We start from the raw sequence: 14,316 nt of genomic DNA on the forward strand, positions 1-14,316 counted from the left end.
TGCCGGCCACTTGCAGGCCGGTTCGCCATTATATAGGCCTCGGCTTGGCGGTCAAAATACTCATTGGGCCCTCAGGCACCGGATTTCATGCTATCCACGCTCAATTTCATCTCGCCGAGACGACGGGCAAGCGCCCCGACGTTCCCCGCCCCCTGGGTCAGCACCAGATCCCCCTCGCCAATCAGGTCGGCCAGCACAGCCGGCACGTCGTCAGGCGTTGCGACAAAGATGGGCTCCAGGGTGCCACGGGAGCGGATGGTGCGGCACAGGGCGCGGCCATCAGCCCCCGGGATCGGCTCTTCGCCGGCGGCATAGACCTCCAGCATCACCAGCACGTCCACCTTGGAGAGCACGTCGGCGAAATCTTCATAGAGATCCCGGGTCCGGCTGTAACGGTGGGGCTGGAACACCATCACCAGGCGCTTCTCGGGCCAGCCGGCACGGGCGGCGTTGATGGTCACCTTTACCTCGCTCGGGTGGTGGCCGTAGTCGTCCACCAGCATGGCCTTGCCACGACCGGTCTCGAACTCGCCGTATTGCTGGAAGCGGCGACCTACCCCTTCGAACTTGGCGAGCGCCTGGATGATGGCCTCGTCATCGATGCCATCCTCGGTCGCGACCGCGATGGCGGCGGCGGCGTTGAGGGCATTGTGAATGCCCGGCAGATTCAGGGTCACCTCCAGCTCACCCGCGCCAGCGCGACGCACCCGGAAGCGGCTGCGGTTGCTGGTCTGCACAAAATCCAGCACCTGGACATCGGCGTCATCACTCAGGCCATAGGTGATGGTCGGGCGGGCGATCTCCGGCAGCATGCCGCGGATCACGGGGTCGTCCACGCACACCACGGCCAGCCCGTAGAACGGCAGGTTGTGCAGGAAGTCGATGAAGGTGGCCTTCAGCTTGGAGAAGTCACCGCCGTAGGTGTCCATGTGATCCGCTTCGATATTGGTCACGATGGAGACCATGGGCTGCAGATGCAGGAAGGAGGCGTCGCTCTCGTCCGCCTCGGCGATCAGGTAGCGGCTGCTCCCCAGGCGCGCATTGGTGCCGGCGCTGTTGAGCAGGCCCCCGATGACGAAGGTCGGATCCCGGTCCGCTTCGGCATAGATGCTCGCCACCAGACTGGTGGTGGTGGTCTTGCCGTGGGTGCCGGCGATGGCGATGCCATGGCGGAAGCGCATCAGCTCGGCCAGCATCTCGGCGCGGCGCACCACGGGGATGCGCAGCTCGCGGGCAGCCACCAGCTCGGGGTTGTCCTGTTTGATGGCGGTGGAGACCACCACCACGCTGGCGCCGTCGACGTGCTCGGCACTGTGACCGACGAAGATGTGGGCCCCCAGGGAGGCCAGGCGCTCGGTGACCGCATTACGAGCCAGATCGGAACCAGTCACCTGATACCCTTCGTTGGCAAGCACCTCGGCAATACCGCCCATACCGGCGCCACCGATGCCGATAAAGTGGATGCGACGCACGCGGCGCATTTCAGGGATAACGGTACGCAGTTTTGCCAGTTCAACCTTGGTCATAGTTCTTTCTCAATTCGCGGCCACAAGCCACTTTCATTCGGTGACACATGTATTCGAGGAGCGGGTGCGCGGCCTTGGCCAGCTCCATCCCGTCCGTCAATCTCGTTCGGCTCACCCTGTCGCGAGCCGTTTGCATTCGTCAGCCACCCGTTCGGCCGCGTCCGTGATGGCGACGCGGCGCGCGGCCTGGGCCATGTTCAGCAGCGTCTCCCTGCGCCCGGCGAGCCAGGAGAGGCGCGAGGCCAGGGCGGCCGGCGTCAGCTCGGACTGGGGCAGAAACTCGGCCGCACCTCCGTCGACCAGGGTCAGGGCGTTGCGGGTCTGGTGATCGTCCACCGCGTGGGGCAGCGGCACGAAGATGGCAGCCACCCCGGCGGCGGCCACTTCGGACACGGTCAGGGCCCCGGCCCGGCAGACCACCAGGTCCGCCCAGGCATAGGCATCCGCCATGTCCTTGATAAATTCGCTCACCTCGGCGTCGAGGCCGTGCTGGGCATAGGCGGCGGAGACGGCCTCGCCATTGCCCTTGCCGCACTGGTGGCGCACCGCGATGGGCACGCCGGCGGCGGCGACTGCGGGCGGCACCTGTTCATTCAGCACTCGGGCCCCCAGGCTGCCGCCGACGATCAGCAGGCGCAGCGGCTCTGCACTGCTGCGAAGTTGCGGATCCGGCAGGGAGACCACCTCGGGGCGCACCGGGTTACCCACCACGGCGGTGCGGGCGCTCGGGGCGAAGGCACCCGGGAAGGCCATCAGCACGCGCTTGGCGAGGCGGGCCAGCAACTTGTTGGTCATGCCGGCCGCCGCGTTCTGCTCGTGCAGCAGCAGCGGAATACCGGCGAGCCAGGCGGCCACGCCACCCGGGCCGGAGGCAAAGCCCCCCATGCCGAGCACCACGTCGGGCTGGATGGTCTTGAGCACCTGGCGGGCCTGCAGCACGGATTTGACGATGCGATAGGGGGCTGCCAGCAGGCGCTTGATGCCGTTGCCACGCACCCCCTGGATGTCGATGAAGGAGATGGGGTAGCCGTGGGCGGGCACCAGCTCCGCCTCCATCCGGTCGGCGGTGCCGAGCCAGTGAATGGTCCAGCCCTGGGCCTTGAGGCGATCGGCAACGGCCAGACCGGGGAACACATGGCCCCCGGTACCACCCGCCATCACCAGTAACGTCTTGCTCACGAAACCTCCCGCACACGCGCCTGGGCACTGGCCTGGCGCAACTCGAAATCGATACGGATCAACATGCTCACCGCCACCATCATGATGATGAGACTGGAGCCACCATAACTGACCAGGGGCAGGGTCAGCCCCTTGGTGGGCATCATGCCGCTGGCGGCGCCGACGTTGACGAAGGTCTGGAAGCTGAACCAGATGCCGACGCCGATGGCCAGATAACCTTCATAGAGTCGCTCCGCCACCAGCGCCTGGTGACCCAGCTTGAGCGCCTTGACCGAGAGCGCGAAGATGAGGAAGAGTGCGCCAAGCACCCCCACATACCCCAGCTCTTCCCCCAGGATCGCAAACACGAAGTCGGTATGGGCTTCCGGCAGGTACTCCATCTTCTGGATGGAATTGCCGAGCCCCTCGCCGAACCAGCTGCCGCGACCAAACGCCATCAGGGACTGGGTAAGCTGATAACCACTGCCGAACGGATCGGCCCAGGGGTCGAGGAAGGAGGTCACCCGCCGCATACGGTAAGGCTCGGCGATGATCAGGGTCACCACGGCGCTCACCCCCACCAGGATGAGGCCGATGAACTGCACCAGGCGAGCACCGGCCAGGAACAGCATGCCCAGCGATGTCACGAACATCACCACCACGGAGCCCAGATCCGGCTGGGCCAGCAGCAGGATGGCCACCACGAACAGCACCGCCATGGGCTTGATGAAGCCGATGAAGCGCTCGCGCACCTCGCTCTGGCGGCGCACCAGGTAGCCCGCCAGATAGACGAACAGCGCCAGCTTGCCGAACTCGGCAGGCTGCAGGTTGAAGGGGCCGAGCGGCAGCCAGCGTACCGAGCCGTTGACGCTGCGACCGACCAGCAGCACCATCACCAGCAACACGATGGCGAGCAGCAGCATGGGGCCGTTGTACTGCTGCCAGCGTGCCATGGGCACCTGCAGCACGAACCAGGAGATGCAGAGCGCCATCACCAGGAACATCCCGTGACGCTTCACGAACATGAAGGGGTCATCCCCCAGAGCGATCCCCTCGGGGATGGAGGCGGACGCCACGATGACCAGCCCGACCCCCATGAGCGCGAGTGCCAGCACGACCAACTGTCGATCGTAGAGACCGGCGGGGCGCGCCGGTAGCAACCAGCGCTGCAGGAAGCCTGCGACCACGCGAAGGGCGTTCATAACCCCATCACCAGTTCGGTAAAGCGATCGCCGCGCGCTTCGAAGGACTTGAATTGATCCAGGCTGGCGCAGGCCGGGGCCAGCAGCACCCAGTCACCGGGCCGGGCATCCGCCGCCGCCTTGGCGACGGCGGCGTCGAGATCGGCAACCCGCTCGGTCTGTTCGCCCAGGGCCAGCAGCACCTCGGCGTCCTGACCGAAGCAGTACATGTGATCGATCTGGCTACCGAGCAGCGCCTGCACCGGGCCGAAGTCCTGCCCCTTGCCCTGGCCACCGGCCAACAACAGCAAACGCCCCTTCACCGCTTCGCGCACCCCGGCCACGGCAGCCAGGGTAGCCCCCACGTTGGTAGCCTTGGAGTCGTTGATCCAGCGCACACCGTTCACCTCCCGCACGAAACGGGCACGGTGGGGCAGGCCCTCGAAGCGGCGCAGCACCGCGAGCTGGGGCTCGCGGGGAATGCCGACCGCGTCGCACAGAGCCATGGCCGCCAGGGCGTTGGCCTGATTGTGGGCGCCGACAATCTTCATCTCGTCCACCGCCAGCAGCGGCTCGCCGTGCAGGGTCAGCCAGTGGCGGCCCCCCAGCTCGCAGCGGCCGTAACCGTTGCAGTCCAGGCCGAAGCTCTGCCACACCTGGCCCACATCGGGCAGGGTCTGGGGATCGTCCCGATTCACCAGGATGTGCTGGGAGTGCTGATGGATCTCCATCTTGGCGGCGCGGTAGTCGGCCATGCCCTGATAGCGATCCATATGATCTTCACTGAGGTTCAATACCACGGAGGCGGCGGCACGCAGACTGTGGGTGGTTTCCAGCTGGAAGCTGGAAAGCTCCAGCACGCAGAGCTCCATCGGCTGCTTGAGCAGATCCAGCGCCGGCGTGCCGATATTGCCTCCCACACCGACCTTGAGGCCGGCCTCGGCGATCATCTCGCCCACTAGCGTGGTCACCGTGCTCTTGCCGTTGGAGCCGGTGATGGCGATGACGGGCACCTGGGTCTCGCGCACGAACAATTCGATGTCGCCGACAATCTGCACGCCACGCTCGGCGGCCGCCTTCAGCTCCGGGGTCGCCAGGGCGATGCCCGGGCTCGCCACTATCATGTGCGCCTGCAGGAGCCGCTCTGCGTCCAGCCCGTGAATGAGCTCCACCTCGGGGGGCAGCTGATCCTTCCCTGGCGGGTTGGCACGGGTGTCCATCACCAGAGGCGTGACACCGCGGCCGAGGAAGTAGTCGACGCAGGAGAGTCCGGTTTTGCCGAGTCCGATGATGATGACCATGGCTTACCTCACCTTCAGGGTGGCGAGGCCGAGCAGCACCAGCATGAGAGTGATGATCCAGAAGCGCACGATGACGCGCGGCTCCGGCCAGCCCTTCTTCTCATAGTGGTGATGGATGGGCGCCATGCGGAAGATGCGCACGCCGCGCAGCTTGTAGGAACCCACCTGCAGGATCACCGAGACGGTCTCCATCACGAAGACGCCCCCCATGATCACCAGCAGGAACTCCTGGCGCACCAGCACGGCGATGGTGCCGAGCGCACCGCCCAGGGCCAGGGAGCCCACGTCCCCCATGAACACCTGGGCCGGATAGGTGTTGAACCAGAGGAAGCCCAGACCCGCCCCGACGATGGCGGTACAGACGATCACCAGCTCGGAGGTATAGGGCACATAGGGGATGTGCAGATAGTTCGCGAAGTTGACGTTGCCGGTTGCCCAGGCGATGAAGGCGAAGCCCCCCGCCACCATCACAGTCGGCATGATGGCCAAGCCATCGAGGCCATCGGTCAGGTTGACCGCGTTGGAGGTACCGACGATGACGAAGTAGGTCAGTACGATGAACATCAGGCCGAGTTGCGGCATCACGTCCTTGAGGAAGGGCACCACCAGCTGGGTCTGACCGTCGTGAGTGGCGGTGGCGTACAGGAACACGGCCACCCCCAGCGCAACAGCGGATTGCCAGAAGTATTTCCAGCGGGCGATCAGGCCGTCGGTGTTCTTGCGCACCACCTTGAGGTAGTCATCGGCGAAGCCGATGGCGCCATAGGCACCCAGCACGAACAGCACCAGCCAGACATAAGGGTTGTCGAGGCGGCACCAGAGCAGCACAGAGATGAAGATGGCGGCGATGATCATCAGGCCACCCATGGTCGGGGTGCCCTTCTTGCTCAGGTGCGATTCGGGACCGTCATTGCGGATCACCTGGCCGAATTTGAGGATCTGCAGGCGGCGGATGAGGCGCGGCCCCATCCAGAGTGCCACCACTAGGCCGGTGATGATCGACAGGATGGCGCGAAACGTCAGGTAGGAGAAGACGTTGAAGAAGGTGAAGTGCGGGGTGAGCAGTTCCGCCAGCCAGACTAGCATGTGGCCGACTCCTGACGGTCAGCGACCATCTTGACGATATCTTCCATGCGGGAGCCGCGGGCCCCCTTGACCAGAATCGAAATTTCCTGATGTGTCTCTATCATTTGCGCAAGCACTTCAAACAACGACGCCTTGTTATCGAAATGTCGGCCAGCCGCGGCATCTGCGGTGTGGCGACTCTGTTCCCCGACTGTCAGCACGGCGTCGAGGCCGCGCTCGTGAGCGTGGCGACCGACCCGGGCATGCTGCGCGGCGGACTCCTCACCCAGCTCCTTCATGTCACCGAACACCAGCACCTTGTAGCCGCCCATGGCGGTCAGGGCGTCGATGCCCGCCAGCACGGACTCCACGCTGGCGTTGTAGGTGTCGTCCACCAGGGTGAGGCCACCCCAGCGTTGCACACAGAAGCGTCCCTTGACCGGGGCCATCTGCTCCAGCCCCGCCTTGACGGAGGCGAGCGAGGCGCCGAGCGCCAGACAACCGGCCGCGGCGGCCAGGGCGTTCGCCACGTTGTGGCGCCCCGGGATGGCCAGGGTCAGGCTCACGTCGCCCTGGGGCGTCACCATCACGAATTCGGCACAACCCTGTGCATTTATCACGACGTCACGGCCATGGAACGGCTGGCTCTGGTCGTCGATGGAGAAGGCGCAGCTCAGGCCCTTCGCCTGCCACTGCGGCCAGAATTCGTTGTCGGCGTTGACGATGGCGGTACCGCCCTCGCCCAGCCCCTCGAAGATCTCGCTCTTGGCGTGGAACACCCCTTCAAGGGAGCCGAAGCCCTCCAGGTGGGCGGCCGCCACGTTGTTGATGAGGGCGGCATCGGGTTTGGCCAGAGACGTGGTCCAGGCGATCTCGCCCGGATGGTTGGCCCCCAGCTCCATCACCGCAAACTGGTGTTGCGGTTCCAGGCGCAGCAGGGTGAGCGGCACCCCCACCTCGTTGTTGAAGTTGCCGGCGGTGGCCAGCACCTCCCCTTCGTGGCGCAGGATGGCGGTCGCCATCTCCTTCACCGTGGTCTTGCCGCAGCTGCCGGTGATGGCCAGCACCTTGGGATTGATGCGCTCGCGCACCAGGCGGCCGAGGCGACCCAGCCCCTTGAGGGTGTCGGCCACCACCAGTTGCGGGATAGCCAGCGGCAGCTCGCGCTCCACCAGCAGGGCGGAGGCGCCAGCGGCGACGGCCTGGTCGCAGAAATCGTGGGCGTCGAAACGCTCGCCACGCAAGGCGACAAACAGCGCCCCTTCTCCCAGGGTACGGGTGTCGGTACTGACCGCCGTGATCTCGTGGTCGCCCCCGATCAGGCGGGCATCGAGCACCTGCGCCAGGTCGGCAAGCCTGAGGGTCATCATTTGAATGACTCCATTAATGTGTGCAAGGCGGCCGCGACGGTTTCCCGGTCGCTGTAGTGCCGCTTGTCGGTTCCAATGATCTGATAATCCTCGTGGCCTTTGCCGGCCACCAGGATGATGTCCTCTTTGCTCGCCTGACTCAGCGCCAGCCGGATCGCCTTGACCCTGTCGTGCTCTATCTGCACGGCGCCGGGATCGCGAAGCCCCGCCACCATGTCGGCCATGATCCGGGCCGGCTCCTCGGTACGGGGATTGTCGTCGGTCAGGATCACGCAGTCCGCATGCAGCTCCGCCATGGCGGCCATCATGGGACGCTTGCCGCGATCCCGATCGCCGCCGCATCCCACCAGGCACCAGAGGCGACCGTGGCAATGTACCCGCAGGGCCTGCAGTGCCTTCTCCAGCGCGTCCGGGGTATGGGCATAATCGACCACGGCCAGCGGCGCATCGCCACCACCGAAGCACTCCATGCGACCGGTGACCGGCTGCAGCTGGGGCGCTGTGGCCAGCAGGGTGTCGAAGTCGTATCCGAGCACCAGCATGACCCCCATGGCACCCAGCACATTGCTGACGTTGAAGCGGCCGAGCAAGGGGGCGGATAATACACCATTCCCCCAACTGGAGTTAATGCGCGTGTCAAAACCTTGTTGGTGGAAGTGGGGATCCTGCGCCGTCAGCTGTCGCCCAATATGGTTTTCAATCGGACCATGCACGCCGAAGGCCACCGCGGTCGGATAGGCCGCCAGCCACTCCCGCCCCAGCCGGTCATCGGCATTGATAACAGCGCACGGCTCGTCCACCAGCTTCAGCAGCTCCTCCTTGGCGGCGGCATAGGCCTCCATGGTGCCGTGATAGTCCAGGTGATCCCGGCTCAGGTTGGTGAACACGGCGGCAGAAAACGGCAGGGCGGCGACGCGGTGCTGCACCAGACCGTGGCTGGAGACCTCCATCGCCACCAGATCCGCTCCCTGCGCTTGCAGCGCGGCCAGATTGGCCTGCACCTGGACGGCGCTGCCGGTGGTGTTCTCAGCTTCAATGAGAGAGCCGAACAAGCCGTTGCCTATGGTGCCCATGACCCCGGCCTTGCCCCCCAGCAGGGTACGCCAGTTCGCCACCAGCAGGGCCGTGGTGCTCTTGCCGTTGGTGCCCGTGATGCCCACCAGCTGCAGCTTGCTCGCCGGCTGGTCGTAGAAATACCCGGCCAGCTCGGAGAGACGGGCCGGCAGATCCACCATGCCGATGCAGGGGACCGGAACCGGAGGGGCGACGAATTCGCCGTCCTCCTCAAACAGCACGGCGGTCGCTCCCTGAGCCACCGCCTGTTCGATGAAACGCCTGCCATCCACCTGATGCCCGCGGATGGCCACGAAGAGGGACCCGGGCCCGACCCGCCGGCTGTCCAGCTGAAGGTCGGTGAGGGGAAGCGCCGGGGCATCGATGCCGACCTGGCTCATCAGTTGATCAAGTGCGCGGGCTGGCATGGAAAGCCTCCGGGAAAGCGGGAATGCGGGCGCACACGAAACGCGGCGCCATGAAAAGCTCCCCGGCCGCGCCGGGGGAGACGGAAACGATCCCGTGTCGATCAGGTACGTGGTGCGCCATTGGCGGCCTCCGTGCGGGCAAGCTTGGCGGGCACCTCGGGCGGAATCGCATCGGGGCGGATGTTGAAGAGCTGCAGCACGCCCCCCATGGCCTCGGCAAACGGCGGGGTCGCGACGGCGCCGCCGTAATAGGCATTGCCCTTGGGTTCGTTGATCACCACCACCATGACGAAGCGGGGGTTGCTGGCGGGCGCGAAGCCGGCAAACCAGGCCATGTAATCCTTGCCGTAACCGCCTGCCACGGCGACCTTGGCGGTACCACTCTTGCCACCGACACGGTAGCCCGGGATCTGGGCCTTGGGAATGGCGTTGCTGACCACGTACTCCAGCGCCTGCAGCATGGCGGCCGCGTTGTTGTGATCGATGACCTGCTCACCCTTGGGCGGCTTGGTCACCTTGATGATGGAGAGCGGCACCCGCTTGCCCTTGTTGGCCAGGGTGGCGTAGGCGGACGCCAGCTGCAGCGGGGTGACCCGCAGACCATAGCCGAACGACAGGGTGGCCCGTTCGATATCGGACCAGCGGCGACGCTGGGGCAGCATGCCGCTGCTCTCCCCCATCAGACCGCTGCCGGTGTCCATCCCGAAGCCCACCATGCTGAGGGTGTTGATCATCTCCTGGGCGGGCATCCGCAGCGCGATGCGCGACATGCCGATGTTGGAGGAGTAGCGCAGGATGTCGTAGAGGTTGGTCGCCTTGTGGATACTCACGTCACGGATTTGCTTGGCCCCGATAAAGAGCGGTCCGCCCGGGATGAAGTCTTTCCAGCTGGTGACGCCAGCCTGCAATCCGCTCAGCAGGATCAGGGGTTTGATGGTGGAGCCCGGCTCATAGGTATCGGTCACCACCCGGTTGCGTACCCGGAAGCTCTGGTACTGGCCGCGGTTGTTCGGGTTGTAGGAAGGAGTGTTGACCATGGCGAGCACCTCGCCGGTCTTCACGTCCAGCATCACCATGGAGCCGGAGGTTGCCTTGTTCTCGTCGGTGGCCCGCTTGAGGGCGCGATAGGCCAGCGCCTGTACCCGCTGATCGATGCTCAGCTGCAGATCGTTGGCGTGCTTGCCCTCTTTCACCAGCCCGAGCCGCTCGATGACCCGGCCCTGACGATCCTTGCGCACCCGCATCTCGCCCGGGGTCGCGGTCAGCCACTCGTTGTAGCTGCGCTCGATCCCCTCGATGCCGCTGCCGTCGATGTTGGTCACCCCCACCAGGTGGGCGCTGATCTCGCCGGTCGGATAGAAACGGCGCGCCTCGGGGCGCAGATAGATGCCGCCGAGCTTGAGACCCTTGATGTATTCCGCCACCGCCGGCGTCACCTGGCGTTGCAGGTAGACGAAGCGCTTGCTCGGGTTGGCGATGCGGTGCTTGAGGGTATTGATGTCGAGCTTGAGCACGGCGGAGAGCGCCAGCCAGGCGCGCTCGTTGTGGATGGCACCTGACTCGTGCACTGTCTTGGGATCGGCCCAGACGGCCTCGACTGGCACGGAGACCGCCAGCTGCTCGCCGTTGCGATCCGTGATCATGCCGCGCACCGCCTGGGTGGAGGTGGTACGCAGGGAGCGCATGTCCCCCTCCTGACGCAGTCTGTCCGGATCGATCACCTGGATCCAGGCCAGCCGCAGGATCAACCCCGCAAATGCGATGCCGATGAAGAAAACCAGGGTACGAAAGCGCCACGGGTAGAGTGAGGGTGCTTTCGCCTTGGCTTTGTCCTTTGCCGGAGCCTTGGTGGCGGCCTTGCGTGTCATGGTTGTGTAATTACCTTCTCGGTGGTCACCAGGGGACGGGCCATCTGCAACTTGTCCATGGCCAGGCTCGCCACCCGGGAGTGCTCGGCCAGGGTGCCCTGCTCCAGCAGGAGGTGCCGCCACTCGATGTTGAGCCTGTCCTCTTCCGCCATCAGGTCGTTCTGCTTGGCCGTCAGTCCCCGGGTCATGTTGGTCACCAGGATCACCGCGAAAGCGGTCACCAGCACGGCGATGGTCAACAGGACCTGCAACTTGTGGCGCCAGAGATCCGCAACGATCTCCCTGGCGAGGTGAACGCGCACATCGCTCATCGCTTACTCCGCAAGACGCTCTGCGACCCGCAGCACCGAGCTGCGGGACCGGGTGTTTTCATTGACCTCGTGCTCGGAAGGCTTGAGCGCCTTGCCGACCGACTTCAGTTTGCGACCGCCGGCCAGCTGGGCCTCGGTCAGCGGGATACCGTGCGGTACCTCAGGTCCCTTCTCGTGCTTGCGGATGAAGTGTTTGACCAGCCTGTCTTCCAGGGAGTGGAAGCTGATGACGGAGAGGCGGCCGTGGGGCGCCAGCACGTCCAGGGCACCGTTGAGGGCGGTCTCGATCTCGTCCAGCTCGCTGTTTATATAGATGCGGATGGCCTGGAAGCTGCGGGTGGCCGCGTGCTTGCCCTTCTCCTTGCTGGGGTTGACCCGGGCGATCATCTCCGCCAGCTGGCGGGTGCGCACATAAGGCTCTGTGACCCGGTCGTGCACGATGGCGCGGGCAATCTTCTTGGCGAAACGCTCCTCGCCGAAGGTCTTCAAGACCCAGGCGATGTCATCCACGTCGGCACGGGCCAGCCACTCGGCGGCGCTCTGGCCGGAGGTGGGGTCCATCCGCATGTCGAGCGGACCGTCCTTCATGAAGCTGAAGCCGCGTTCGGCATCGTCCAGCTGGGGGGAAGAGACACCCAGATCCAGCAGGAAGCCATCGACCTTGCCCAGCAGGCCGCGCTCGGTCAGATAGCGGGTGATACCGGAAAACGGCCCGTGCACGATCTCGAAGCGGGGATCCTGGATCTTGGCCGCCTCGGCGATGGCCTGGGGATCCCGATCGATGGCTATCAGGCGCCCGTTCTGGCCCAGATGCTGGAGAATGAGACGAGAGTGACCACCCCGGCCAAAGGTACCGTCGACGTAGACACCGTCCGGCTTGATGGCCAGCCCTTCGACGGCTTCGTGCAACAGCACTGTGATGTGTTCAGCGGCTTGGGTCATTTATAAAGAAAAATCCTGTAGTCGTGGTGAACTTGCCCAGTCGTCCTCGGGCAGGCCCAGGATGTCGTCATTGATCTGTTGTTGCCAGCGGGCTTCATCCCACAACTCAAACTTGTTGAGCTGGCCCACCAGCATGATTTTCTTGTCCAGTCCCGCATGGCTGCGCAGCGGCTGGCTGAGCAGCAGACGGCCGTTGCCGTCCAGCTCGCACTCGGTCGCATGACCGAGCAGCAGACGCTGCAGGCGGCGCTCCGCCGGGTTGGTACTGGAAAGCGTCTTGAGCTTGCGCTCTATCTCTTCCCATTCGTTCAGGGGATACAGCAGCAGACAGGGATGGGCGATGTCGATGGTACAGACCAGCTGGCCGTCGCATTCGTCGCGCAGCCAGTCTCGATATTTGGTCGGAATCGCCAACCGCCCCTTGTTGTCGAGGCTGATGGCGTGAGCGCCACGCAACAAATTGCCGTCCCCGAAAGGTGAGTTATGAGGGCGAACCGCCCGATAAAACCACTTTTATCCACTTTTCTCCACCATGAAGTTTAAGGACGAGCAGGGGGCTTTTCAAGCAAGGATCTCTGGCATGGGGAACATATTGACGCAGCCTGGGGAGTGTACCGATTAAATGAATTGATTTTTCACAAGTTATTCACGGTTGAATTAAATCCATCCCGTCAGGTGCCGCTCTTAATTAATCGATTTCAGGGGGAAATGATGAAACGAAACAGCACGACGGCGCACAGGATAATGCTCACGCCCACCACGGGATAGATGATATAGCCATCTCCCGCCCGCCTGGCACGCAGCACTACGAGCTGGCAGAGCAGCAGGTTATAGAGGATGAGAAGAAAAGTCAGCAGAAGGTTGGCACCAAATGTCAGCTCGTCGGCATAGACGACATAGAGCCACATCAAACCAAAATTAACGAGGATCAGATAAAGCAGAAATTTCTGAATCGCCCTGCCCGCCTTTGGGGTCTTTTTTACTCGTGTTATCATGCTTATCACGTCCTGGATACCACATGAACAGTCGACAGATATTGTCAAAAACTGTTGAGATACATCGTGTTTTTATCATTTTCCCGCCAGGCAATGTCCTTCCTTGCAAAATTATCCCGTGGCTTTCTACCCGGGTTATCGCTGCTGACCAGTACCGTTTGCTACTCCTACGATAATTATCACTGGCAGGCAGGTTTTCCCACCCCCCTTGCCGGTCCCGGTGCCGAGCTGGTCAGCCAGCAGACCCGCTACCTGCTGCAACAACGCCGCCACCTGCAACAGCGCCTCACCGAGTCCCAACCCATGATCCGCTGGGTGGAACAACAGGTGCGCACACGCAAGCTGCCTACCATGCTGGCGCTGCTCCCCCTGATCGAGAGCAGCTATCGGCTGGACGTGGTCTCTTCCGCTGGTGCTGCCGGGCCCTGGCAGCTGATGCCCGATACTGCGGCCCGCTTCTCCATCCCCATGACGGCCGGCTTCGACGGCCGCTATTCCCTGCCTTTGGCGACGGAGGCCGCCCTCACCTATCTCGGCTGGCTGCATCAATTCTTCGGGCAGGACTGGCTGCTGGCGCTGGCGGCCTATAACGCGGGAGAAGGACGAGTGCTTAAGGCGGTACTCAATGGCGGGACGCGCAATCTGTGGGCGCTGCAACTGCCCACGGAGACGCGCCTCTACGTGGCGCGTTTCATCGCCCTCTCCCAGTTGCTGGACAGGGCGGCGCAGCACGGCTTCGTACTGCCATCCTGGCAGGAGGGAGAGAGCATTCAGGTATGGCGGCAGCCGGGCGACTGCTCCCTGCTGAGCTGGGCCATGGCCAGGGGTGTCTCCATGAACGAGGCGAGCCGCTGGAACCCCGCCTGGCGCCTGCCCGACGCCCAGAGCGTGAGCGACTGCCCCATTGTCTATGGCGGGGGCAAGGCGCCAGCCCGCAGCAAACCGGAAGGACGGCCTCTGCTGGCTCAGGCCGTGTCGCTGGAGAGCCTGCACGACCCCCTGCTGCTGCAACCGGCCAGGGGGCTGGACATGGGGCGGGGGGGGATCAGGCTGGAACGGATGCCGGATCCGCTGGGGCTGGAGCAGGCCCGCCCTCTGCTGGCGCCATGAAACAGTGG

The 14,316-nt window shown here is 64.4% G+C and carries 13 protein-coding genes; 1 reads left to right on the forward strand and 12 read right to left on the reverse strand.

Features of this window, described 5'->3' with window-relative positions; translation table 11 throughout:
* Window positions 1-71: 71 nt before the first annotated feature.
* From murC to BN1136_RS05450, 12 genes are all read right to left on the reverse strand, one after another.
* Window positions 72-1,526: a UDP-N-acetylmuramate--L-alanine ligase gene (gene murC, locus BN1136_RS05395; RefSeq protein ID WP_043762793.1), complete on the reverse strand. Its 1,455-nt coding sequence runs from the start codon at window positions 1,524-1,526 to the stop codon at window positions 72-74.
* Window positions 1,527-1,637: 111 nt separating this feature from the next.
* Entirely contained in the window at window positions 1,638-2,705 is a 1,068-nt protein-coding gene (gene murG, locus BN1136_RS05400) for an undecaprenyldiphospho-muramoylpentapeptide beta-N-acetylglucosaminyltransferase (protein ID WP_043762790.1), read from the reverse strand.
* Complete coding sequence (gene ftsW / locus BN1136_RS05405) at window positions 2,702-3,886, reverse strand: cell division protein FtsW (RefSeq protein WP_043762787.1); 1,185 nt, start codon at window positions 3,884-3,886, stop codon at window positions 2,702-2,704. Before ftsW ends, murG begins: the two co-directional genes overlap by 4 nt.
* Entirely contained in the window at window positions 3,883-5,166 is a 1,284-nt protein-coding gene (gene murD / locus BN1136_RS05410; RefSeq protein ID WP_043762784.1) for a UDP-N-acetylmuramoyl-L-alanine--D-glutamate ligase, read from the reverse strand. The genes ftsW and murD overlap by 4 nt, the downstream gene beginning before the upstream one ends.
* A gap of 3 nt (window positions 5,167-5,169) precedes the next feature.
* Window positions 5,170-6,252, reverse strand: a complete 1,083-nt coding sequence (mraY, locus tag BN1136_RS05415) for a phospho-N-acetylmuramoyl-pentapeptide-transferase (RefSeq protein WP_011707583.1) — start codon at window positions 6,250-6,252, stop codon at window positions 5,170-5,172.
* The gene (murF, locus tag BN1136_RS05420; protein WP_043762778.1) at window positions 6,246-7,601 is read right to left on the reverse strand and encodes a UDP-N-acetylmuramoyl-tripeptide--D-alanyl-D-alanine ligase; all 1,356 of its coding nucleotides are present in this window, start codon (window positions 7,599-7,601) and stop codon (window positions 6,246-6,248) included. Before murF ends, mraY begins: the two co-directional genes overlap by 7 nt.
* Entirely contained in the window at window positions 7,598-9,082 is a 1,485-nt protein-coding gene (gene murE, locus BN1136_RS05425) for a UDP-N-acetylmuramoyl-L-alanyl-D-glutamate--2,6-diaminopimelate ligase (protein WP_043762775.1), read from the reverse strand. The genes murF and murE overlap by 4 nt, the downstream gene beginning before the upstream one ends.
* A gap of 101 nt (window positions 9,083-9,183) precedes the next feature.
* On the reverse strand, window positions 9,184-10,950 hold the full coding sequence (locus BN1136_RS05430) for a penicillin-binding transpeptidase domain-containing protein (RefSeq protein WP_043762773.1): 1,767 nt from the start codon (window positions 10,948-10,950) through the stop codon (window positions 9,184-9,186).
* Entirely contained in the window at window positions 10,947-11,261 is a 315-nt protein-coding gene (ftsL, locus tag BN1136_RS05435; RefSeq protein WP_043762770.1) for a cell division protein FtsL, read from the reverse strand. The genes BN1136_RS05430 and ftsL overlap by 4 nt, the downstream gene beginning before the upstream one ends.
* 3 nt (window positions 11,262-11,264) lie before the next feature.
* The gene (gene rsmH, locus BN1136_RS05440) at window positions 11,265-12,203 is read right to left on the reverse strand and encodes a 16S rRNA (cytosine(1402)-N(4))-methyltransferase RsmH (RefSeq protein ID WP_043762767.1); all 939 of its coding nucleotides are present in this window, start codon (window positions 12,201-12,203) and stop codon (window positions 11,265-11,267) included.
* Window positions 12,204-12,662 carry a division/cell wall cluster transcriptional repressor MraZ gene (gene mraZ, locus BN1136_RS05445; RefSeq protein WP_043762766.1) on the reverse strand — a complete coding sequence of 153 codons (459 nt, stop codon included), beginning with the start codon at window positions 12,660-12,662 and terminating at the stop codon, window positions 12,204-12,206.
* A 239-nt stretch (window positions 12,663-12,901) separates the two neighbouring features.
* On the reverse strand, window positions 12,902-13,198 hold the full coding sequence (locus BN1136_RS05450) for a hypothetical protein (RefSeq protein ID WP_043762764.1): 297 nt from the start codon (window positions 13,196-13,198) through the stop codon (window positions 12,902-12,904).
* A gap of 255 nt (window positions 13,199-13,453) precedes the next feature.
* Here BN1136_RS05450 and BN1136_RS05455 point away from each other — a divergent pair, with 255 nt between their 5' ends.
* Window positions 13,454-14,308: a lytic transglycosylase domain-containing protein gene (locus BN1136_RS05455; RefSeq protein ID WP_043808163.1), complete on the forward strand. Its 855-nt coding sequence runs from the start codon at window positions 13,454-13,456 to the stop codon at window positions 14,306-14,308.
* Window positions 14,309-14,316 lie beyond the last annotated feature (8 nt).

Origin of the sequence: Aeromonas taiwanensis (assembly GCF_000820165.1) — a bacterium.
Taxonomy (GTDB): Bacteria; Pseudomonadota; Gammaproteobacteria; order Enterobacterales; family Aeromonadaceae; genus Aeromonas; species Aeromonas taiwanensis.